The organism is uncultured Porphyromonas sp. (assembly GCF_902489635.1).
Classification (GTDB): Bacteria; Bacteroidota; Bacteroidia; order Bacteroidales; family Porphyromonadaceae; genus Porphyromonas.
This window is the reverse complement of record NZ_CABUAN010000009.1, coordinates 12265-34077: the sequence shown is the minus strand read 5'-3', so window position 1 is coordinate 34077 and position 21813 is coordinate 12265. Positions and strand designations below refer to the sequence as shown.

The window sequence follows — 21813 nt, the reverse complement described above, 5'->3', positions numbered from 1 at the left end:
AGCGTAGCACTACTTGTCTTACGCCTAGTGTCTATTGCGGCTACCTATAGGCGCATAGGAAGTATTTATCAAAAGAGCAACGTCTGCGCATATCTCTGGCCCAGGGAGTCCTCTACGACGAAGAGGTAGCTCTCTCCCTTTGTGAGGAAGTCTAGTCCAGCTGACGAGACTCCGCCTGCTATCGTTACTCTGCGGATGAGTGTGGCAGACATATCGTAGACGGAGATCGCTTGAGGTGTCACTTCGCTCCATAAGAGCTTGTCGCCTTCGATCCAAAGCCTTGGCGTAGCACTTTGCACCAGCTCTATAGCCACTGGATAAGAGACATAGTCGCAATCATGTCCATACTTTGCCTTGTACTCAAATGATGGGCTATGGAAGCATCTAAACTTCTCATTAGGACTATCGAAGAGCTTCGTATCTCCCGTAGGATCATACCAAAGAGGGAAGATCCCCTGCAGATTATCTCTCTCCTCACAGCCTATAAGCTGTGTGAAGCTCCTGCGCAGGGTGTCTACGACCGACCCTTCAGCTGTCTTATAGCACACATCTATCTTGTAGAGCTGTCGTATCAGCTGATGACCATCTATATCGATTAGCTCACGCTTCTCTACGATAGCCTTAGTGCCTAAGATGCTGTGTCTCTGGGGATCCATCTGCTGATAGTTAAACCCGATGGGCACCTCCTCTCCCTCCTGAGCATCAAGGTCATACTTGAGGTACTTCTTACCATCGCATAGGTCGTACGCCTTAGCACCTTCATAAAGCACCAACCCTGTCTTGCGATCGAACAAATGTCCCCGCTCGTTATAAAACTCCGTGACAGTCTTAAGACAGGGGATCTCATCTACGATTGTATCCTGGACGATAGCCACCTTGATGTATCCATACTCATATCCGTAGGGAACTCTTAAGGAGGCAATGTCGTAATACCACTCCGACCCTACGCCTGGATGTAGTGGCAGTGTCTCCTGAGCTAACAAGCTTGCTCCAAACGACATCATCATAATAAGTGATGCGATCATCATTCTACTATTCATAATCACTTTATTTTTCAATGTTAACAACAAAGTATCCTCCTTTCTGTACGCTGAAGTCTCCTTGAATCGAAACTTCAGAGCTGTTTAATATCATTGACTCCCCTTCTTCAATTTCCATCTGAGATGTGGGAACGATATCTATACGTTTTGAGGTAAATGAGTTATCAGATCTTTTCATACTAGATATAGTCAGTTTGTCTATCTCGTAGTTGGATATTGTCACATCTTTGAGAGAGTGAGAGAGGGTATAGTGAATCTTTCCAAGCTGTTGAGGTGTTATTGCCCAATTGCCATAATCCATTAGATTGTTGCTCTTCGTCAAGTAGGCATCTTTGGTTATCTCCTCTCTTGTCTTCTTGTCGTAAACGGGTTCCCAAGAATTGCCACAATCCGTGTCGTCCCTTCCTAAACTATCCGCATATGCTGTTATTTCAGCTACAGATGGGGTGTCATCGCAATCATCACTTTCTCCCCATACTACTGTATGGTATAGGCTCATACAATGTCCTAGCTCATGATTTAAAGTCCAAGCGTGAACTTCTAAACCACAAGTTGGTGTATTTGCTTTCATACGTTTTAGATCTGTAAGATAGCGTAGCCAACCTCCTCTAACAGCCAAATACTTTGCTGGAATCCCACCAGCTACACCTCCACTATCATTGACTTTGTCTGTATTGTATACATAGACATCTATACAACCTTTTGTCGGATCTAAATTACGAAATCCTTCGTCTTTAGCATAAGGATGTAGTTTGAAAAAACGGCGGTATTCACCATCGTCATAAATATATGATACACCCGAAAGTTGAAGTTGTACTTTAGGCTCTAGGACAGAAGTATTGTTATTGGGCATCAATCTCATCTTTTCGTTGTTTACCCAAATTATATTAGCCATATTGACAAGCTTTTCTGCATATTCATAACCATTAAGCAAGCCATCCCTTCTTATCGGCTCAAAATTACGAAGAGAGTCTATTTCATCTTTTTGAGGCAAAATGTAATGCAAGGCAACCCGAACTGTCTTAATATGGGTCTTCTCATTTGGTATATAATCATCATGCCTCAGATTGTTCCAAGTATTTAGAGCTATTTGTGACGTAGGTGTAAGACATTCAAAAGTTTCTTGAGATAGTAAACTGCCACAAAACAAGAAGCATATCAGTACTACAATAAAGTGTTTCATAGCTATAAAGCTCTGTTTTTTTGTTCTATTTCTTGACAACTAGTTTGCGCATTGCAACTTCTACGCCATCTACGATGAGAGCATATAGATAGAGCCCACTAGCAAGCCCATCCGAAGAGATTAAAACATTAGCTTTATAACCTCTTTCGGTACAAGGATAACTTTCCAACATTTCTCCTTGCAGGTTTAATAAAGCGATGTAAGCATCCGTCACTTCACTTGGCACATAGTATGCGATTGAGGTTTGATCTGAAAATGGATTAGGAACAGCCTCCCAAAGCTTTGGAGTGTAAGATGCTATATCATTTGGAGTAGAAATATCTGTTGCTGTTCGCAATGGTTGGTATTTACTTTCGGTAGATCGACCAATATGCTCTTTGAGGATCTCGATTTCTTGTTGCTGCCTTTGTAGTGTTACAATCAAGATAGGAATAAGCTCCATATAGCGAATCCCATATTGTTTAGAGACTGTGTCATACTCAACGATGTCTGGAAAGATCTCTAAAACTTCTTGAGCAATCAAACCGTAGTTGTGATGGTTTTGAGCCTTGAAGTTAGACTTGTCAAGTGATACTAGGTCTGAAGCATTTGCATTATCTTCTTTGAGCGTATATGTAACTGGGCGTAACTTTAATAGTGCTCGACTTGCTTCATCCTCGTCAATTTCTTCCACATTTTCTTTAGCAGATTGATCGGAAGTAATAATAGGAAATTTTTTGAAGTGAGATTGTGTTATATAAGCTTCTGTCCAATAGTTTTTTGAACTTCCCAAAGAGAAGATTCGTGCATAACCCATAGGCTCAAAAAACAAGCGATACTGTGCATCATAACGCATATCTAGTCCTGAACCATTTCTACGCATCATAAACTCGTCTATATCATCAGAATGGGATAAAGTGTCTAATGAAGATGGAGCGACATCATTTATTAATGGCATGGGCTGAAACCCTGGGGATACTTGAAACCTAAAAACAATTCGACCATCATCATAATCTTTCAAGACAAGAGCTGCGTTATGACAAAAATTCATAGACAACTCTTTGAGTTTAGATTCTCTCAAAAACTCTATTCGACCCAATGGGTTTTCCTTTTGGTCTAGCTTGAAGCCGATGGAAGAAGCCGATTTCCCTGGCTCAGATACGACAAGTAATGCATCTTTTTCAAGCGAAGATGCTGTTATTGATGTTGTCCCCATATGGACACTGCCATCAGGACGCACCCTAAGCTGAGCTTTGGCAGTCACAACTAATGAGAGTAGCGTGAGTAGTAAGAGAGTTAGTTTTCGTGTCATAATATTGTTGGTTTTAGTTAGTATTGTTGTCTATTAGTATCTTCTAACGCAAATGTAGTAATAAAAAATGACTTCACACACTCTTAGTGTATATTGCCATTACTTGCTAAGCTTAACTGCAAGCAACAGAGCCCAGCAAGATAGCAAGCATAAAAGAAAGTAATCTGTGTCTAGACATAGGATTTATCGTTTTTGAAGTATGGGCTTGCTGAGCCAGTAGACTCAGCAAGCCCTATTTATTACTAGAGAAGTGTGGTCCTAGATCGTCTTAGTATCGTGATCCTACGATCTGTACGAGGCAACGAATGATCCCGTCAAACTCACGCAAGAATACTTGACACATATCACCCTGTGCGTTGTAGACCTTGACCATATTAGTCTCGGTATCATAGGTGTAGTCCTGGTCGAAGCCGTTGGTCTTAAGATACTTTTTGAAGGCATCGGACTGGAGATCCTTATTATCTTTGATGCAGAGTAGCTGGATGTTGATAAAGGGAGCTCCGCCATCAGGTGTGAAGACGTAGTAAGCCCAGTCGATATTGGTTTTCTCCTCAGCATCTCTCTTGACACTATACCAGAGATTGCCACCCTCTGATAGGTCAGGATCTAGTGTGCGCAGAGCAAGCCGCTCCTCAAAGGCTTTGACAGCATCAGCATCTTTAGCCTTAAAATCGGAGATTGTGGGAAAATCCTTTATATCAGGGAGTATCTCGTGAGCCACATAAGGAGGCTGTGCGCCTCGTTCCTGGATGAACTCTAGATAGGATTTGGCTCGTAGCTCAGGGTAGTCCTCTTTCACCACGTATACAGTGAGCTTGCTGTTTCTGCTATGGACTGACTTGAGAGCGGGGGCCGTGTTGCCCTTGTCATCTACGGGGATTTGGATCTCCTCGATAGTCGTAAAGCCCAGCTTTTGGAGCATCTCTCTCGTCTTAGGGCACTCCTCCACAGGCTCTGTACTATAAGCCCCAATGGTCTGTGCTAGATCTCCGACGGAAATGCCATAGATTGTTCCAGTAATCGTGGAAAGCTCTGGATTGGCAAAGCCTACATAGTCCATATCAGGAGTGTAGTGTATCGTCATGGGCTTACGTCCTAGCTTAGCCTCATAAGCTATAATCTCAGGGTCAGTCACGCGTCCCTCATCATCTAGCTCAGCACCGAACTTGAGTAGAGGCATCTGCTGGTCATCCTTTATAGGAGCAGCCGTCACGGAGACTGCGACGGTGTGTGTTTCGGCGCCGGCCTTTACAGAGATGGTACACTGCCCCTCGGCCACACCAGATACGACCCCTTGGTCACTGACACTGGCTATCTCTGGGTGGTCAGAGACAAAGGTCACGACACTGCACTCAGACTGTACACTGTACTCTATCGTGGCCTGCTCACCGACAGTAATAGAGAGCGTGCTTGTTTTGACCATGAGCACTACAGACTCTGGCTCCTTCTCACAGGATGCCAAAAGAGATAGGAGGACTAAGAGTCCTAAGACCTGGGATAGAAGTTTGCAGTTCATAGTATTTATAAGTTGATGTTTGTCTGCTTGATTATCTTCTCTCCATTGATGATATAGATCCCATCAGGGAGCTGCTGGAGATCTGTAGGCAGTTGCTGTCCACTAAGGTCATATACGACTGTCGTATCTGGCTGGGTAGGCGTTACGATCTCAATGCCCTGAGGCTCGAACTCCTCCATCTCTGAGAAGTCTTGCCACTGCTCGCTCTGCTGATATAGCTCTTTGGTGCCTTTAGGTACGCGGAGCTTGCATGGGACGGCTCCAAATCCTCTGAAGAAGACCATAAGGCCTAGCGTCACTTGGCTGGGGTCAGTCATCTGTACCGTGATCTCACTGAGACTCTTGTCAAAGCCAAAAGTTAAATCTCCGATGTAGCTCAAGCCACTGGGTAGCTCTACACTCTCAATAAACTGATTGTCGAAGAGTCCGAACTCCTTGATATTTTGTACGCTCTTGGGGAGACTATAAGAGGTATCCTGCTTGCCCGCGGGGTATTGGATTAGTGTCACTTGTGACTTGTCGTAGAGGACTCCATCGTGAGAGGTGTAGTTTATGTTTTCTGGAGAGACCTCTATCGTTGCTAGACTGAGGCAGTCGTGAAATGGTGCGTTACCAATCTCTGCTACGCCTGCAGGAATAGCTATTGTCTTTAGCTCATCACATCGTGCGAAGCCATAGTCTTCGATGATTTTGAGACCATCATGTAGCGTCACGCTGGTCAGTGCTACAGTGCCAGCGAAGGCTAGCGAACCTACTTTATTAACGGATGTAGGTATTGCGAAGCTGCCCCCCTCCTTACCTGCTGGGTACTGCACAATGGTCTGCTTATCTGCTGTATATAGGACGCCATCGACTGTTGTGTAGGCTTTGTTTTGAGGGTTTATGTCGATCTTCTTGAGCTTGAAGCAATCTGCAAAAACTCCTCCTCCGATCTCCTGTACAGACGCCGGGATGAGTACACTTGGCAGGTTTTCGCAGGCACTAAATGCGGCCTCCTCGATGGTCTCTAACCCCTCTGATAGCGTTAGCTCCTGGAGTGCCGTATTGCTGCTGAAGGCGTTGTCGCCTATCGATCGTACACTAGACGGGATAACAATCTTGGGGATAGAGGTGCATCCGCTGAAAGCCCAGCGACCGATGGTTGTGACAGTCTTGGGAATTTCCAGATTCGCTAGGGCACCACACTCAGTGAATGCAAATGGCTCAATGATCTCTAGCCCGCTTGCAGGGAGAGAGACTGTCTCAAGCTTTTCGCAGCTCTCAAAAGCGCCGTCACCGATCTCCCTAAGGCTGGGAGGCAGTATAATACTCGGTAGACTGATACATGCGAGGAACGAACTCTCGCCAATGCGTCTAAGACCATCAGGAACGTTGATGTTGGTCAGTCGGACGCAGTTGCTGAAGGCATTGTTACCGATCGTTGTAATCCCGGATGAGATCGTGATCGTCTCGATTTGCTCCAGAAACTCTCCCCATGGAGCTGTTCCTAGCTCATAGTTGGGCATATCGCCAGTTCCAGAGAGCGTCAGAGTAGCTGTCTCTGCGTTGTAATCCCACGAGAGGGATCCTGTCTTGCCACTGGTCTGTGTCCACGCAAATGTCGCAGACAAGAGTAGCGTGGTGGCCAAAAAGAGTAACTGTCTTACCATAACTAGTTGTATTTAGATTGATTAGTCTACATGATGGTTGTCTTATAGCCCTGTCACATCGCCACAAAACGGTATCTCCTCTCATTGCAACAAGATAATACGGTATGTAGCCTACGGAGCTGCACGCCTCAGCGTCGAACTCATCCAGAGCCATGTGTAACACATCTACAAATATAGGAAAAACTTTATGAAGACTATTGCAAAAGTCAATAGTCTCACAATCTTGCAAGCAAGATTGTCCTGACTTTGCAGAAAGGATGAAGCGCAAGGCGCTGAGGGTGAGGTCTGAAGGGAGCATACCTCCGTATGTGACCGAAGCCGAACCCCGAAAGCAACACTGCGATTCGCCTTTATGCAACAGTCTCTTATGGATATTTTGTGACTCGAGATAGCCTTGACTCAGAAGTCGTTAGGGCTGACGCATTATACTCGCTCTGTCAGGAGCTACAGACAAAGACAATCGAGGCATAGATGAGGGCACTATACATAATAATGTGTCAGCCATGGATTGGCTGTTGGCTGTTAGCTATCGGAACCATAGGAGCTATCAGAGTGATCGGATCTCTAATCTCTAATCTCTAACTTCTAACCTCTAGTCTCCATTTACATATCTTTACGGGGAAATTCGTCCGATTCCCTCCTTTCTCGAATATCCACGTGGAAAATCTCAAATCTCCACGTGGATATTTTTTATTTTCCACGTGGGCGTCATTCATTTCCTCCGAAGTTTCATTTCATTCCTCCGAAGAATTTTTTATTCCCTACCTGGGAAATAAAAAATCTCCACGTGGATATTTCAAAATCTCCACGTGGAAATCAGTTTTCCCCGACGCGGCGCCGTTTTGATATGTAGTCAATTCTAAATTATTGTAGCGATCAGGCGTCGAATTTTCCCTAATCGTTATGATCTCCATGTGGATATTCTCAAATCCCTAGGGAGGAATTTAGAAATCCCCACGGAGGGACGAAATAAAACTTCGGAGGAATGAAATAAAACTTCGGAAGAATGAAATGAAACTTCGGAAGAATTTTTTCGCGCCTACGTGGAGAATAAAAAATATCCACGTGGGGATTTGAGACTTCCCACGTGGATATCTGTGGAGGCTGTCACTTCTTGTGACGCTCTCCTGATGCCTATGCCATGATTTGGGCTATAGGCGGTGAGGGCTTGCTACCTCTTGACAAACTTGTAGGTGGCGTCTCCTACCTGTACGATGTAGGCTCCTTGTGGTAGGTAGCCTACGTAGATAGAGCTATCGTCCTGGTCGTACACTTCGCTCAGGAGCTCCTCGCCAGAGGCTGCATAGACCTTCAGTAGGGTAGCGGGCATGTCCTCAGCGAGACGTACGTAGAGACGCTCGTCTGCGGCATTATAGTAGATAGCTGTCTCGGCCGTAGTGAGTTGTGTCACGGAGACGGTGCTTCTACCAGGGTATGGCTGTGGATCACCAGCATTACCATTCATGAGCACCCAGCCCTTGTCGGTAGCGACCTTGACTTGTCTATCGGTGATGTCATTTTTCTCCTCTGCCTCTGCGATGTCGATGGCGATGAATCGGCCAGCAGCAAGGAACGTCGGATCCAGTAGCTTGAACTTAGGGATAGACTCCACAATTACCTGCATAGCATGCTCATCGATCGCATTGACGGAGATGTCGGCGTACTGAAGCTGCTTACAAGCTGAGAAGTCTAGCTTGGTAAGTTTGTTCTCAAAGGCGATGAGGTCTACTAGCTTAGGTGTCTTCGTCAGGTCTAGCTCGGTGAGCTCATTCCTCTCGCAGAAGAGTTTACTTATCATCGGATTGTGCGAGAGATCGACCTTCTTAAATCCACAATTAGCCATATTAATGTACTCCAGCTTGGTGTTCTTAGAGAAGTCTGGATCGATGGTAAGGTTGATTTTCTTGATCGCAAGCATCTTGAGCTCGGGCAGATCAGAGAGGAAGTCGAGTGAGGTGAGCTTCTTGTTGAGATTGAGGTTCAGCTCCTCTAGTAGCGGATTCTTTGATAGATCTAGCGTAGTCAGATTATTACCCCCGAGGTGTAGCTGCTTGAGCTTGGGGTTGTGAGAGACGTCTAGTGACTTCATACCTATTAGGTCAGCCTTGAAGACCTCTAGCTTGGGTAGCATAGAGAGATCTACGGTCTTGAGATCATAATTCATACTGCACTGTATGAAGGTGAGGTCAGGACACTTAGAGAGGTCTAGTGAGGTGAGCTCGGTCTTTTCGCAGTAGAGTATCCTTAGCTTAGGGTTGTGTGTTAGATCTACTGAGCTGATTTTATTACCACTGAGCACAGCCACCTCAAGCTCTGGCAGCTTAGAGAGGTCTATCGCCGTGAGCATAGAATTCTGCACACCGAGCTCTCTGAGCTTAGGATTCTTCGAGAGGTCTAGCTTCTTAATCATATTTGAGTGGCAAAAGAGCTTCTCAAGATCAGTCTGCCCAGTGACGTCGAGCTCCATAATCCCTGTCTGGTAGCACCATAGCTCCTTAAGGGTATTGATCTTGGAGAGATCGATAGCGGTGAGTGCAGTCTTATTGAGATTGAGGTAGGTGATCGGACCATAGATAGTCGTGTGGGTCAGATCTTTGGGAAGGTCGATAGCTCTCTTTTCTTTTCCCTTTAGGATCTTCTCATTGTCCTGGCACTGACCGTCACCATTGAGGTCTATCCAGCACCCGTCGACGGGTGCGACGACGCCTATGAGGAGCGAGGCGTTTTCGTCATCGGTGATGAAGGTTAGATCGATGCTGGGCTCCATGAGCGGTGCCTGAGCCTTCGTCTGTGTAGCTACTCCTAGCAGAGTCATAGCCAGGAGTAGGAGTAAGGTGTATTGTCTTTTCATAAGATAATAGTGTGTGTTTAGTGAATAGCGCTGATCTACAAAATGAGCGATAGCCCATGGATCAGGCAAATCATCTCCAAAGGTACGAAAAAAATGGGGAGAGGAGTGGCTCAACCCCTTGTCGCTAAGCGCGCTTACGATAGGTGAGGATGGCGGCTGTACCGTTGACCACGGCAAAGACAGAGAGTGCCGTCAGCTCGCGCCATAGCTCGGTGAAGGCTACTGGCTTGAGGTAGTAAGTGCGCATCAAGATGCTATAGTGCGTGAAGGGGTGCGACACGGCTAGGGCACGTGCCCACGACGGCATACCCTCGATCGGGGTGAAGAGCCCACCGAGGAGGATGAAAAACATCAAGACGAAGAAGAAGGAGAACATCGCCTGCTGCTGCGTATGCGCAAAGTTGGTGATGAGCAGTCCCAGTCCGCTCATAGCGAGGACGTAGAGCATGGTGCCGACGATCATCATCCCGACATTGCCTTGGGGCCATAAGCCGTACAGCAGCCCGACGATAGGATGTGCCAGAAAGACCATGAATATCGATATGACGATATAGGGGAGTGCCTTGGAGAGCATGAAGACGAGCGGGTGGATCGGCGTGACGTTCATCTGCTCGATGGTGCCGACCTCCTTCTCCTGCACCATATTGAGTGCTGGGAGGATGAATGCGGTCATCGTAATGAGCATGGCGACAAGGCCGGGGATGATATAGTTCTTGTAGTTTACCTGAGGATTGTAGCGATTGACCTCGACGATGCGGATCGGTATGGTGGCTAGCTCCTCTATTCCGGTGGACTCGTTGAGCTGAGCGACAAACTGCTGTACGATCTGCTGTGTGTAGCCCCCGGCGACGGCACCTTTTGTAGCGTTAAAAGCGTTGATTCGTGCTTCGATCTGAGCCTTCTGATAACGCATGAGCTGCTCCTCAAAGCGTGGCGGGATCGTTATGATGAGATCGGCCTGACCATCCTCTATGAGCTCCATACCTTCCTGAAGGGTGGGGGGGAGCTGCCCCTGCCAAGCGTTGACAAAGTAGCCTGAGCTAAAGAACTGCTGCTGTAGTCTCTGTGAGAGCGACGTATGGTCGTGATCGATGACGACAGTCTGCAGATTCTTGATATCCGTAGTCGTAGCAAAGGGGAGGAGCATCAAGACGACGATAGGGTACATGACGACCATCCCAAGTAGCAACCTATTGCGGAGCAGGTTGTATATCTCTTTGCGTATGAGAGCTAGTAGCATAGGATATCAGGGAGGGTTTACTCTAGTTTCTTCTTAAAGTTGAGCAGCGCTAGGATGACTAGTACGACGCTCATACCCGTCATGATGAGCGACTCCCAGAGGATCGAGGACCAGCCGAGACCCTGTATCATCAACTTTTTGACCGCTATGGAGTACCATGTGGCGGGGATCGCACGGGCGAAGTATTGTAGCACTATCGGCATACTCTCGATCGGAAAGAACATGCCCGAGAGCATCGCTACGGGGAGTAGTAGTCCGGCACCACTGATGAGCATGGCGGCGGTCTGATTGTCTGTGATGGTGCTGATGAGCATGCCGAGGAGGAGCGACACGAGGATGAAGAGGAGCGACACGAAGAAGATAGCACTCACCGACCCTAGTAGCGGCACTCCCAGCACGAAGCGTGACAAGAGTAAGATAGTGACCACGTTAAAGATGCTCAGCGTGAAGTAGGGGACGGTCTTAGAGAGCAGTATGGTGATCGGATTGACGGGCGAGGTGAGTAGGACCTCCATAGAGCCAAACTCCTTCTCCCGAACGATCGAGACAGAGGTCATCAGGGCGCAGATGATCATCAGGACCAAGCTCATGACGCCTGGCACGAAGTAGTAAGGTGCCCGCATCTCGGGGTTGTAGAGTAGCGTCGTGAAAGTCTCTATCTGATAAGGTTTCATGGTCGCCATACGCATCGCCATGAGTGCGCCAAACTGCTCTAGGTACTCCTGCACGGTCGTGTAGATGAGTCCCTGTATCTGTGCGCTGATGAGTGCTGAGGTATTAGGATCGCTCGCATCAAGACGGAGCTGCACGGTAGGCTCGGTACCTGCGAGCAGCTCTTTGTCTATTTCGTTGGGGAGGACGATGATGACGTGCGCTGCGCCTGTGCGTAGTGCCTCGTCCATATCTTCATACGGTGTGATCAAGCTGACGGAGCCTACTGCGTCGCTCTGGTCAAGGTGTGTAAAGAGTCTCTCGACAAAAGGGGTGCGCGTCGGTGTCGCCACGACCACATCGATCTGCTTTACCTCAGAGGTGAGCGCAAAGCCAAAGGCTAGCACCAAGACGATGGGCATGCCTATCAAGAGCATCAGCGTAAGCGGATCCCTGAAGATGTGGATGAACTCCTTGCGAACGAACTTGAAGAAGACGCGCATGATTGGCTGTTGGCTGTTAGCTGTTGGCCGTTAGCTGTTGGCTAGTGCTCCTAGTAACACTAGGGACTCTAGGAGACTAGATAACTATAGTTTGTAGAGGAAGCCCGCGGCGACCTGCTCGGCGGTCTTACGACCCGCTACCTCCTCGAGTAGTCTGAAGGCAAAGGGTAGTGCCAGCGCCGGACCACGTCCCGTGACGATATGTCCGCACACCTCTACATCAGCACCTGTCAAGACGAAGCCTGGCACCTGCTCCTCAATGCCTGGGTAGCAGGTCGCACGCATCTTGCCGTCGCCGATATCAGCTGCGCCCAGTACTCGTGGAGAGGCACAGATAGCAGCGATCGTACCGCCCGCCTCGTGCTGACGACGTATCAGCTCGAGGAGCGGCTTACACTCGTTGAGCTTGGTCATCCCGCCAGGTAGTGCGATAGCCTTGGGGAGAACTCCACTATGTAGCTCCTCGAGGAGCATATCTGCTTGGATAGTCACATCATGCGAGCCTCTTACAGCGAGAGAGCCTGTGATGGATACTGTGGTAACAGGTTGATTGCCACGTCTGAGTACGTCAACGATGGCGAGTGCCTCGACCTCTTCAAAGCCTTCTGCGAGGAAGACTAGTATGTTGTTCATATTACTCATGCTATTTGTTGTGAAGTTGTTAGGTAATTAAGAGTCTCTTGTCAAGGTTGGTCAGCAAGCTAGCCCTTGACATCAAAGTGATAGGTGATCGTGCCCTTTTGATCAGGCACACCACCCAAAGCATTAAAGCGAGTCTTGCGAGCCGCCTTGACAGCCGCCTCTCGGAGTGCACTGTCCACCACGTTGGTACCACGCAGGCGCACCTTAGCGTCAATCACCTGCCCAGCAGCATTCACCGTGATCTCGACGACGACCGTACCACGTATGTCGGGGACGCGTGTCGGCATGACAGGTCGTCCGCCATTGCCCACAATCGAGCGACCATCGAGCGACCATCCAGCAGAGGAACCAGCCCTCCCCTTGTCAGCGACACCGCTACCTGCATCGCTCTTGCCCGTACCAGACTCAGCGCCTGTCGGCTTCTTACGATCGAAGAGTCCAGCCACCTTGTTATCCACATCACGCTCAGAGGGAGCAGTAGGCTTCTGCACGGCTTTGGGCTTTTCTTTCGTTGGCGTAGCTCGTGCAGGCGTAGGCGTAGGATGTGGGGTAGGGGTAGCCTCAGGAGCCTTAGGTGCTGGTTGCTGAGGAGGCGCAGCCTGTGCGCTCTCAGAGGCAGCAGAGGCAGGACGAGCAGAGGTAGATGCGGCAGCCACCAAGTCTCCTTGATGCTCGATCTTGTCGCCAAAGTCTGGGTCTACACCGACGGAGATCCATATCTCCTTATCTCTCGTGTGCTTTTGCTCAGAGGCATCCATACTGAGCCAAAAGAGCAAGCCCACGACGAGTAGATGTAGCAGTAAGGCTACACCTCCAGCGATCCATCTATCATAGCGAACCTTAGACATCTGTCTCCGTACTATTATCTTGTAAAGCTTCTGTCGCCAAGATCATACGTAGTCCAGCGGTAGCCGAGGCGTTGAGTACCTTGACGATCTCACCATACGACACCGATTTGTCGGCGTAGAGGACTACGTAAGGATCCTCCTCCTCGTCGTGTGCAGCTCCTATCTCGTAGAGTCTAGCCTCTAGCTCCTCGACAGGTAGCATCGTCACTTCAGGTGCACTCTCTGTGGATATGTAGTAGTAGCCCTCGGCATCGATGGTGATGCGTGCCACCGGCTCTTGCGTCGTGGCGGTCGACTGCGAGGAGGGTAGATTGACCTTGATCGCATTCGGTACCACCAGCGTACTGACCACCATAAAGAAGATCAGCAGCAGGAAGATGACATCGGTCATCGATGCCATGCTAAATACAGATATATGCTTACTGCGTCTCTTGATACTCATGAGCTTAGCATTAAGGGGTGTAGCACGATCGCTTACAGTTCGTTGATCACATCCATAAAGTCTAGCGTATTAGCCTCTAGACGATTGACGATGCGGTTGATCTGTCCGACCAAGTAGTTGTAGAGAAAGAGCGTCACGATACCGACGATCAGACCGCCCACAGTCGTAACCAGCGCTTGGTAGATACCGCTCGAGAGAAGCGATACATCAATACCGCCAGGCGCATTGGCTAGGTCAAAGAACGCCTGCACCATACCGGTCACCGTACCTAGGAAACCAATCATCGGAGCACCCGCAGCGATGGTCGCTAGTAGGGGTAGTCCACGCTCGAGACGTCCTACCTCGTAGGAGCCTACGTTTTCGATAGCGGGGAGTACCTCAGAGGCAGGCTGGCCGAGACGCTTGAGTCCCTTTTCGATCATGCGCGCTTCGGGGGTGTTCTTTTCTTTGCAGAGAGCTATCGCACTATCTTTGCGCCCCATCTGGAGGTAGTCTTTGATGCGTGCGATAAAGGAGTCGTCAGGACGATTGACCTTGCGCAGCTCGATATACTTAGCTACAAAAACGTAGATAGCAACGAGCGAAAGGAGCAGAAGGACGATCATAATCCATCCGCCAGCGCACGCCAGCTCCCATAGAGACATCGTAGCGGGTTCGGTAGCTGTCTGCTCAGCTACTGTATTGGCAATCTGAAGTATAGGATACATAAGTTATTCTTGCAAGGGTATGTTTATGAGTTAGAGTGAGCTTGTTGGAGATACTGTGCGATGGTCTCCTCGAGACCTAGGTAAAGGGCATCGCTGATGAGTGCATGTCCTATGGAGACCTCATCTAGTGGTGTCACATGCTGGACGAAGTAGGCGAGGTTGTCACGACTTAGATCATGACCCGCATTGACCCCTAGACCGACGCGGTGAGCCACCTGGGCAGCCTCCGCAAAGGGAGCAACGATCACCTTCGGATCACCACTCTGCGCCATCTGCGACGCATAAGGCTCCGTGTAGAGCTCCACACGATCAGCACCGATCTCTGCGGCGGCCTCGATGTGTCGTGGGTCGGTACCAACGAAGAGCGAGACACGTATGCCCGCCTGCTTCAGACGCTCGATGATCGGCTTGAGCAGGTCACGACAATCATCCACCGCCCAGCCACTATCGGAGGTGAGTGCATCAGGTTTGTCAGGCACGAGCGTCACCTGCTCAGGACGTACCGAGCAGACGAGGTCTAGGAAAGAGTCAGAGGGGTAGCCCTCGATGTTGAACTCCGTGGTGACTACCTCCCTGAGGTCTCTCACATCTTGATAAGTGATGTGTCGCTCGTCAGGCCTCGGGTGTACCGTGATCCCCTCGGCACCAAACTCTTGGCAGCGACGTGCTGCCAGTACTACATTAGGCGTGTCTCCGCCACGTGCGTTGCGGAGGGTCGCTATCTTGTTGATGTTAACGCTTAGTCTCGTCATCTATAAATGTCAATCTACACTTTCAATGCTACAAATATATAGCTTTCTGACGAAACGGTCGCTTTAGACCAAACGCCAGCCAGGACTGACGCATTACAATAATTTAGAGTCGACTACATATCGATACGGTGCTGTGTCGGGGAAAAGTGATTTCCACGTGGATATTTCAAAATCTCCACGTGGAGAATAAAAAATTCTTCGGAGGAATCAAATGAAACTTCGGAGGAATGAAATGAAACTTCGGAAGAAATGATTCGCACCCACGTGGGGAATAAAAAATATCCACGTGGAGATTTGAGATTCCCCACGTGGATATTCGAGAAAGGAGGGAATCGGACGAATTTCCCCGTAAAGATGTGTAAATGGAGACTAGAGGTTAGAAGTTAGAGATTAGAAATTAGGGATCGGAGAGTTCGGAGAGGGAGAGATTAGAGGGCAGGGCTGCCACCCTAACCTCTAACCTCTGATCTCCTAAAGTCGGAAGCGGTAGATGAAGTGTAGCATGGCGTAGCGCCCGAGACTATTGGACCAGGTATCGCTAATCTCCGTAGCGGTGACCTGACGCCAGATGCTCTGCTGCTGGTTGAGTAGATCATACACCTTGATGCGTAGGGTCGCTGCTTGATCCTTCAGGAAGGAGTAAGAGAGCCCAGCACTCCACAGTACGGAGGCGACATTGTACGGCTCTTGGTATCCGACCCCTTGTGTGTAGATCGCCTCGCTCTCCAGCTTGAAGCCTAGCGGGAGCGTCACCGACGCATCGCCTCCAGCATTCCAGTCGTAAGTGTGTGGCGAGGTGGCGATCTGTAGACTTTGGCTACCGTAGTGGTATCTGACGCCTCCCTTAGCGCGTAGGTAGAGCCAGCTATTTGAGTAGGCTAAGGAGAAGTTCGGAGAGAACGTCCATGAGTGCGATCCATTGGTCACGCCATTGATGCGCCCTAAGCGGTAGTTGTACGCCGAGCCTAGCGAGACCGCCAGCGCCAGCGACTTGGTAAAGAAGGGCGTCGTAAAGGAGCCGTTACCATGTACCATATACTCTCCCCCATCGGCATTGATGTAGGTGATCTGTCGGCGCTGTGTCTTGGCATCGACCATCTGGTCGCTGATCACAGCGTGGTGGGTATAAGCCCCGAAGAAGCGTAGATTGATCGCTTGGCTCGTACTAGGAATGAAAGTGCGAAACATACCAAACAGCTGATGCTGGTAGCTGGGGCGTAGGTCCGGATTACCTACGATCGACTCCCGCAGATTGGTCGCATCGGGGAGCGTGTACATCTGCCCTGCAGAAGGCATCTCCGAGCGTCCCCAATAGCCTAGGCGAAGCATCGTCTGCTTATTAGGTGTGTAGCGAAAGTTGAGCGACGGAGCCCATATCGTCTCACGACGCACGAGAGGCTCTTGGCTCGCAAGTTGCGACTGCTTCGTCGTCATCCAGGTAGGGCGGATGCGTAGTCCTACGGTCAGATCGATCAGCTTGTTGGCCACCTTGAGATCTAGCCCTCCACTGAGCGAGCTCAGGCGAGTATTCATCTTCGTATCCATCGTGGCGTCTAGCTGCGTCCAGGCACCCGTAGCGTCGGGCTGCTTGTAGTCACGCTCACTGCTGCGTATGCGGTCGCCCCACTCTAGTTGCGCTTGTAGCGAGAGCAGCTCTGTGAGTGGCTCTACGTAGCCTGTGCGTATGCGGTAGTTGAAGGTCTGACTGCGATCCTCCAAGAGTGTCTGCTGAGACTGATCTCCCTCGACCGAGTGAAGCATCGAGTGGCTCTCGGTGCTAGCGTTGTCGCCGAGGAAGCCTCCGTTGAGCTGTAGGCTCAGGGTGCGTCCCTCATCGTTGAGCTTATGCCCTAGGAGGAGCATGTTGAAGAGGCGTAACCCACGATGCTCTCGAAGATTCTCCTGACTGCCTCGATGCAACTCGCTATCCTCGCTATCCGCAGTGCGGTAGTTACGCGCCTCCTGATCCATGCCCCAGCTGTAATGTATAGCGGGGCGGTAGATCAGCTCCGTACGGTCTGTCGCTTGCCACTTGATATAGGCATCGCCCCCTAGATTGTGCCCTCGGCTGAGTGCCTCGGTCGTCTCATTGGTAAATGTACTGGGGCTGTCGGGTAAGAGGTTTTCCGTTTCAGTGCGTGCCGAGAGATCGTTTTGGGAGTAACCATAGCGTGCATTCGCATTGATCTCCAGCCGATCATTAGGCGTGTAAGTCTCATTAGCCGCGATCTGTGCAGAGGTGGTGATACCTTGTGGTCTGAAGCCACCGCCACGTCTATCGCCTCCACGCCCCCATCCACCATAGCCACCGCCTAGGTCTAGGTCCGAGAGTCCCTGCCCATTTGTATTATTACTGCCAGCGATGAGTGTCGTCTGGTGCTGCTTGGAGAAGTAGTTGAGCATCCCGTTGAGCTCATAGCGATTGCCCAAGCCGTAACCCGCCAGAGCGTGTCCGAAAGTACCCTGTTGCATATCAGGCTTCGTGCGGATGTTGAGTACCGTCTGCTCCTCATCGTCGTCAAAGCCCGTGACGCGCGCCTCGTCGCTCTGCTGGTTTAGCACCTCCAGCTGATTGACCACCTCAGCCGGCAGATTGCGCATAGCGACCTTCGTATCCCCGCTAAAGAACTCCTTACCATCGAGCATGATCTTCGACACCTGCTGTCCGCCGATGGTGATCTGACCATTTTCGTCGATCTCTGCTCCTGGGAGACGCTTGACTAGATCCTCCAGCATAGCACCCTGTGGCACCTTGTAGGCATCAGCGTTGAAGGAGATCGTATCGCCTCGCACCGTCATATCGGTCGCCTTACCCTCTACGACCACCACTTCGAGCAGGTGCGCATCCTCCTCGAGCTGTATGACGCCTAGGTCTATCCCGGCCGTGATCGTCAGGTTCTTTTGGTAGTTCAGATAGCCTATGTAAGAGACCTCTAGAGAGAGTTGCTCCTGAGGCACTTGAGCTATTGCAAAGCGCCCCTTGCTATCGCTCGTACCACCCGCCACGAGCTGCTTATCGCCAGAGGGCGTGACCCGATAGAATGCCACGTTGGCACCCACCAGAGGAGCCTTGGCGCCGTCCCGTACGGCACCTCGTACGGTCGTCACCACTTGGGCGGGTAATGTAAGGGATAAAGCGTGAAATATCAGGAGTAGGCAGAGACTCCGTAACGGTATCTGTCGCATAGCGTGTCGTGTGTGTCCGTATGTCTGTGTGTCTCCGTCTTAGAGGGCCTCAACTGTCGAAAGATTAAAAAAAGCCACCCGCTCTGACGAACGGGTGGCTTGCTTTGTTGTTGATGATCGGCGCCTTTAGAAGTGGAAGGAGAGGTCAGCACCGAAGGTGCGTGGCTGCGCCTGCTGGAGGAAGGAGTTGCCAAACGACTGGAAGTAGAAGGTCGCATAGCGCGTGTCCGTCAGGTTGCGCCCCCAGATGGCTACGGTGACGTAGGGGAGACGTACGCCGAGGCGTGCTCCAAGCGTCATGTAGGGGTCTTGGCGATGCTGATTCTCTGAGTCCCAGTAGATAGGGCCATTGCCACGTAGCTCTACCGAGGCCAGTACGCCCTTGAGCCAGGAAGTCTGGATAGGCTCATTCAGCTGGAGCATCGTGGCGTAGGTATGCGCTGGGACGTAGGGGATGTAGTTACCCTCATAGTTCACCTCTATTGGCGCACCGCCCTTAGGATTAGCACGGCTCGTGAGATAGTCTTGGAAGGTAGCGTGCGTATAGCCATACTGCGCAGAGATCGTGAGCGAACGCCAGATGCGTGCCTTGACACTCGCCTCAGCACCGAGCGAGAGTGCCTTGCCGGCATTAACCGTCGTGCGTCCCGTACCGGTGGTCACGAAGCGTGCCACCTGCAGGTCTCGTATCCATGAGCCGAAGAGCGTAGCCGACACGAAGAGGCGATCTTGTAGCGTCAGGAGACGTCCGCCCAGCTCTAGGTTGTAAGCGTGCTCAGGCTTAAAGGCGGCTAGGTTAGCATCGCCCGTCTGTACCTGTGGCTGCTGCTTGCCCTGTGACATGACGAGTGCCATCATCTCGTGCTGCGCCTGCTGCATCAGCACCTCGGTCATCATCTGCTCATTGTATCCACCTGTCTTGTAGCTCTTAGAGGCTGCGACAAAAAGGTAGCTACCAGCCGTGGGGCGATAGCTCAGAGAGAGCTTAGGTAGGATCTGAAAGAAGTCTTGATAGGCTCCCTCACCCACCAAGCGGCTGGTCACGTCGAAGTGCCGCTTTGCCTCAGGCTTAGCCTTTGGAGCCACCTCTAGCCCTAGGCTAAAGTCGCTGTCGAAGTCCATCGCCTGGCGCTCAGCGTCGATACGCAGACCTAGGTTAAGGTCGAAGCCTGTCCAGCCAAACGGCTCGTGCAGATTGCTCTCGTGATAAAGGGCTACGCCATAGCTGCTCTTGTCAAAGAGGTTGTGATTGACGCGCTCCTTAGAGGCGTCGACCATCATCTGTACAGGTACCTTGTCATTCTTATTTGCCTTATTTAGTCCAGGCTGTATCATAGCCATCAGACCCTCGGGGCGTATCGCTACGGGGACCTCTAGGTGGTTCATCTGGTAGATACCATTGAGCCCCAGTGTCCAGTTGTAGGTCATCTGCTCCTTATTGCGCAGGGTGAGGTCAGCCGTGACAGCATCTTGACGTTGCTTTTGATTGATCGTAAAGATATCTCGAGCCGTGTAGTCCTGATCCATCATCATGTTGTCTCGTAGTGCTTGGTAGCTGGCGGTGAAGTCTAGTCGCGCCTCGTTCCAGCTCTTGTCATAAGCTAGACGCGCCTCCCCGACGGTGCGATCGTAGGATCCCGGGGCGTTGTAGTTGATCGGCATCGTCTCGCCACTCTTGGGGTTGATCATCGCATAGGGGAAAGCACCCTGCCGTACACCATCCCATACACCCGCAAGGCGCAACCTCTGCGAAGCATCAGGACGCCACTCGAAGTGCATGTTGGCACCATACGCCTCCTCAGCATCAGCTGGCGTGCCATCGAAAGCATTGGTATAGAAGCCGTTATTTCTATTGTAATACCCCCCAAGGGCGAGACCCACCTTGGAGTTAAAGGCGTGTGCTAGTCGCGCAGCGCCCTCGACGATCCCATGATTACCCGCTCTAGCACGTACATCCAGTGCGGGATCGTCAATAGGAGAGCGAGAGGTCAGGAGGATCGTTCCCGCCATAGCGTTACGCCCGTAGATGTTGCTCAGTGCACCGCTCATCACCTCTACAGACTCGATACCAAGGAGGTAACGATTGATCGAGCTATTGAGCACGGGGACGCCATCGATAAAGAATGCGGTGGACTGCCCGCCACTACGCGTGCCGATACCACGCATGTAGATCGGCGAGGTGAGACGCGAGCCGTAGTCCGGCATGTAGAGATTAGGAACTACCGCGGTCAAGTCAGACAGATGCTTGATGTCGTACTCACGAAGCATCGTCGGAGTCACGAGACTCATCGCGCCAGGAGTACTCATCAGGAGACCTGCCTGGCGCAGTAGCGGACGACGGGTTAGGACCCTCACTTCGTCCAGTTCGTAGGTCATCGTCGAGTCTGCAACAGTAGGCATCTCGTCGATAGCCCCTTGTAGTGGCAAGAAGAGTAGACTCGCCAAGGGGAGAAAAAGTAGTTGTCGTAGGTTCATCATGTACTTACACTTTGCATTTTGCGTGCAAATGTAAGCAACCGTCATCGAATAAAGGGTCAATTAGTGCGGAGTCGTACCATAGATCGCAACTAAATCAAAATTGCCCGCCACTTAGTTGAGAAACGTATCTTTTGGCACCATATATCGGCAGGTTTGCGAGAGATTTCCCCTTTGAGCCCCTCTTATTAAAAAGAGATCAGGTCGCAGAGCACTTAGACTCCACGACCTGATCTCACTATATATTATAAAGGTCTCTAGATGCTATAACCTCCAGAAAGGGCAGCCAATGAAGTGCTAAAAAAGATAGCCCAGATAGTGTAAACTATGCCGACAACAAAGCCGACGCAGGCCGAGACGATGATCCATATACGAGCCTGACGACTAGCATATTCAGCACCCTCGTAGTCACCCGCAATATATCGAGAGGATACTTGCGAAGAGTAGACGATCGCCACGATACCGCCGACGAGGCAGCAGAGGAGTGTCACAGCGATACTCCATGCGAGGTAGGTCTGGGGCATAGGAGGACGCTCGGCTGGTGTACTATACTGCGGGGGACGATAGTACTGCGGCGCGCTATGATACTGCGGAGCCGATGGTGCTCCATAGTTAGGGGTGCTGTAGCTGGGCGGTGTCTGCGCACTCCTTGTAAAGAGCGAGTTCAGCTCGCTCACCTGACGGGCAGGCGTCCAGTCGGTCATACCCTCCGTCCAGACTATCGTGTCGGGCGTGATACCCATCGCGGCTAGCTCATCTAGCGTGTAGGGGCCAGCTTGCTGGTCATTGCGAATGATATAGTATTGCTTCATCGAAGATTGATTAGTTTATTACACC

Annotated in this window: 16 protein-coding genes; all 16 read right to left on the bottom strand. The window is 50.5% G+C overall.

What is annotated here, in order from left to right:
• Positions 1 to 68: 68 nt before the first annotated feature.
• Positions 69 to 1040, bottom strand: coding sequence for a hypothetical protein (locus tag RDM37_RS03175; RefSeq protein ID WP_308554929.1), 972 nt, complete (start codon positions 1038 to 1040; stop codon positions 69 to 71).
• A 7-nt stretch (positions 1041 to 1047) separates the two neighbouring features.
• Complete coding sequence (locus RDM37_RS03170) at positions 1048 to 2223, bottom strand: hypothetical protein (RefSeq protein WP_308554927.1); 1176 nt, start codon at positions 2221 to 2223, stop codon at positions 1048 to 1050.
• 25 nt (positions 2224 to 2248) lie between these two features.
• Positions 2249 to 3514 carry a tail fiber domain-containing protein gene (locus tag RDM37_RS03165; RefSeq protein WP_308554924.1) on the bottom strand — a complete coding sequence of 422 codons (1266 nt, stop codon included), beginning with the start codon at positions 3512 to 3514 and terminating at the stop codon, positions 2249 to 2251.
• Between the two features lie 268 nt (positions 3515 to 3782).
• Positions 3783 to 5030 carry an Ig-like domain-containing protein gene (locus RDM37_RS03160; protein ID WP_308554922.1) on the bottom strand — a complete coding sequence of 416 codons (1248 nt, stop codon included), beginning with the start codon at positions 5028 to 5030 and terminating at the stop codon, positions 3783 to 3785.
• A gap of 5 nt (positions 5031 to 5035) precedes the next feature.
• Positions 5036 to 6679: a leucine-rich repeat domain-containing protein gene (locus RDM37_RS03155; protein WP_308554920.1), complete on the bottom strand. Its 1644-nt coding sequence runs from the start codon at positions 6677 to 6679 to the stop codon at positions 5036 to 5038.
• 1171 nt (positions 6680 to 7850) lie between these two features.
• A complete protein-coding gene (locus RDM37_RS03150) occupies positions 7851 to 9530 on the bottom strand; it encodes a hypothetical protein (protein ID WP_308554918.1) in 1680 nt (559 codons plus the stop codon).
• A gap of 124 nt (positions 9531 to 9654) precedes the next feature.
• Positions 9655 to 10770 (bottom strand): ABC transporter permease, encoded by a 1116-nt coding sequence (locus RDM37_RS03145; RefSeq protein ID WP_308554916.1) that lies wholly within the window; start codon positions 10768 to 10770, stop codon positions 9655 to 9657.
• Positions 10771 to 10787: 17 nt separating this feature from the next.
• The gene (locus RDM37_RS03140) at positions 10788 to 11924 is read right to left on the bottom strand and encodes an ABC transporter permease (RefSeq protein WP_308554914.1); all 1137 of its coding nucleotides are present in this window, start codon (positions 11922 to 11924) and stop codon (positions 10788 to 10790) included.
• A gap of 84 nt (positions 11925 to 12008) precedes the next feature.
• Complete coding sequence (locus tag RDM37_RS03135; RefSeq protein ID WP_308554912.1) at positions 12009 to 12557, bottom strand: DJ-1 family glyoxalase III; 549 nt, start codon at positions 12555 to 12557, stop codon at positions 12009 to 12011.
• A 68-nt stretch (positions 12558 to 12625) separates the two neighbouring features.
• Positions 12626 to 13414 carry a TonB family protein gene (locus tag RDM37_RS03130; RefSeq protein WP_308554910.1) on the bottom strand — a complete coding sequence of 263 codons (789 nt, stop codon included), beginning with the start codon at positions 13412 to 13414 and terminating at the stop codon, positions 12626 to 12628.
• Positions 13407 to 13856, bottom strand: coding sequence for a biopolymer transporter ExbD (locus RDM37_RS03125; protein ID WP_299366362.1), 450 nt, complete (start codon positions 13854 to 13856; stop codon positions 13407 to 13409). The genes RDM37_RS03130 and RDM37_RS03125 overlap by 8 nt, the downstream gene beginning before the upstream one ends.
• Positions 13857 to 13888: 32 nt before the next feature.
• Positions 13889 to 14563: a MotA/TolQ/ExbB proton channel family protein gene (locus tag RDM37_RS03120; RefSeq protein ID WP_297113251.1), complete on the bottom strand. Its 675-nt coding sequence runs from the start codon at positions 14561 to 14563 to the stop codon at positions 13889 to 13891.
• A gap of 23 nt (positions 14564 to 14586) precedes the next feature.
• Positions 14587 to 15315: a pyridoxine 5'-phosphate synthase gene (locus RDM37_RS03115; protein WP_299366358.1), complete on the bottom strand. Its 729-nt coding sequence runs from the start codon at positions 15313 to 15315 to the stop codon at positions 14587 to 14589.
• A 471-nt stretch (positions 15316 to 15786) separates the two neighbouring features.
• On the bottom strand, positions 15787 to 18501 hold the full coding sequence (locus tag RDM37_RS03110) for a TonB-dependent receptor (protein WP_308554908.1): 2715 nt from the start codon (positions 18499 to 18501) through the stop codon (positions 15787 to 15789).
• A gap of 126 nt (positions 18502 to 18627) precedes the next feature.
• The gene (locus RDM37_RS03105; protein WP_308554907.1) at positions 18628 to 20979 is read right to left on the bottom strand and encodes a TonB-dependent receptor domain-containing protein; all 2352 of its coding nucleotides are present in this window, start codon (positions 20977 to 20979) and stop codon (positions 18628 to 18630) included.
• 254 nt (positions 20980 to 21233) lie between these two features.
• The gene (locus tag RDM37_RS03100) at positions 21234 to 21788 is read right to left on the bottom strand and encodes a CD225/dispanin family protein (RefSeq protein ID WP_308554905.1); all 555 of its coding nucleotides are present in this window, start codon (positions 21786 to 21788) and stop codon (positions 21234 to 21236) included.
• Positions 21789 to 21813 lie beyond the last annotated feature (25 nt).

Excerpts from the sequence above, each read along its gene's own strand:
- RDM37_RS03175 (WP_308554929.1), bottom strand. The coding sequence starts at position 1,040 with ATGAATAGTAGAATGATGATCGCATCACTTATTATGATGATGTCGTTT.
- RDM37_RS03170 (WP_308554927.1), bottom strand. The coding sequence starts at position 2,223 with ATGAAACACTTTATTGTAGTACTGATATGCTTCTTGTTTTGTGGCAGT.
- RDM37_RS03165 (WP_308554924.1), bottom strand. The coding sequence starts at position 3,514 with ATGACACGAAAACTAACTCTCTTACTACTCACGCTACTCTCATTAGTT.
- RDM37_RS03160 (WP_308554922.1), bottom strand. The coding sequence starts at position 5,030 with ATGAACTGCAAACTTCTATCCCAGGTCTTAGGACTCTTAGTCCTCCTA.
- RDM37_RS03155 (WP_308554920.1), bottom strand. The coding sequence starts at position 6,679 with ATGGTAAGACAGTTACTCTTTTTGGCCACCACGCTACTCTTGTCTGCG.
- RDM37_RS03150 (WP_308554918.1), bottom strand. The coding sequence starts at position 9,530 with ATGAAAAGACAATACACCTTACTCCTACTCCTGGCTATGACTCTGCTA.
- RDM37_RS03145 (WP_308554916.1), bottom strand. The coding sequence starts at position 10,770 with ATGCTACTAGCTCTCATACGCAAAGAGATATACAACCTGCTCCGCAAT.
- RDM37_RS03140 (WP_308554914.1), bottom strand. The coding sequence starts at position 11,924 with ATGCGCGTCTTCTTCAAGTTCGTTCGCAAGGAGTTCATCCACATCTTC.
- RDM37_RS03135 (WP_308554912.1), bottom strand. The coding sequence starts at position 12,557 with ATGAACAACATACTAGTCTTCCTCGCAGAAGGCTTTGAAGAGGTCGAG.
- RDM37_RS03130 (WP_308554910.1), bottom strand. The coding sequence starts at position 13,414 with ATGTCTAAGGTTCGCTATGATAGATGGATCGCTGGAGGTGTAGCCTTA.
- RDM37_RS03125 (WP_299366362.1), bottom strand. The coding sequence starts at position 13,856 with ATGAGTATCAAGAGACGCAGTAAGCATATATCTGTATTTAGCATGGCA.
- RDM37_RS03120 (WP_297113251.1), bottom strand. The coding sequence starts at position 14,563 with ATGTATCCTATACTTCAGATTGCCAATACAGTAGCTGAGCAGACAGCT.
- RDM37_RS03115 (WP_299366358.1), bottom strand. The coding sequence starts at position 15,315 with ATGACGAGACTAAGCGTTAACATCAACAAGATAGCGACCCTCCGCAAC.
- RDM37_RS03110 (WP_308554908.1), bottom strand. The coding sequence starts at position 18,501 with ATGCGACAGATACCGTTACGGAGTCTCTGCCTACTCCTGATATTTCAC.
- RDM37_RS03105 (WP_308554907.1), bottom strand. The coding sequence starts at position 20,979 with ATGATGAACCTACGACAACTACTTTTTCTCCCCTTGGCGAGTCTACTC.
- RDM37_RS03100 (WP_308554905.1), bottom strand. The coding sequence starts at position 21,788 with ATGAAGCAATACTATATCATTCGCAATGACCAGCAAGCTGGCCCCTAC.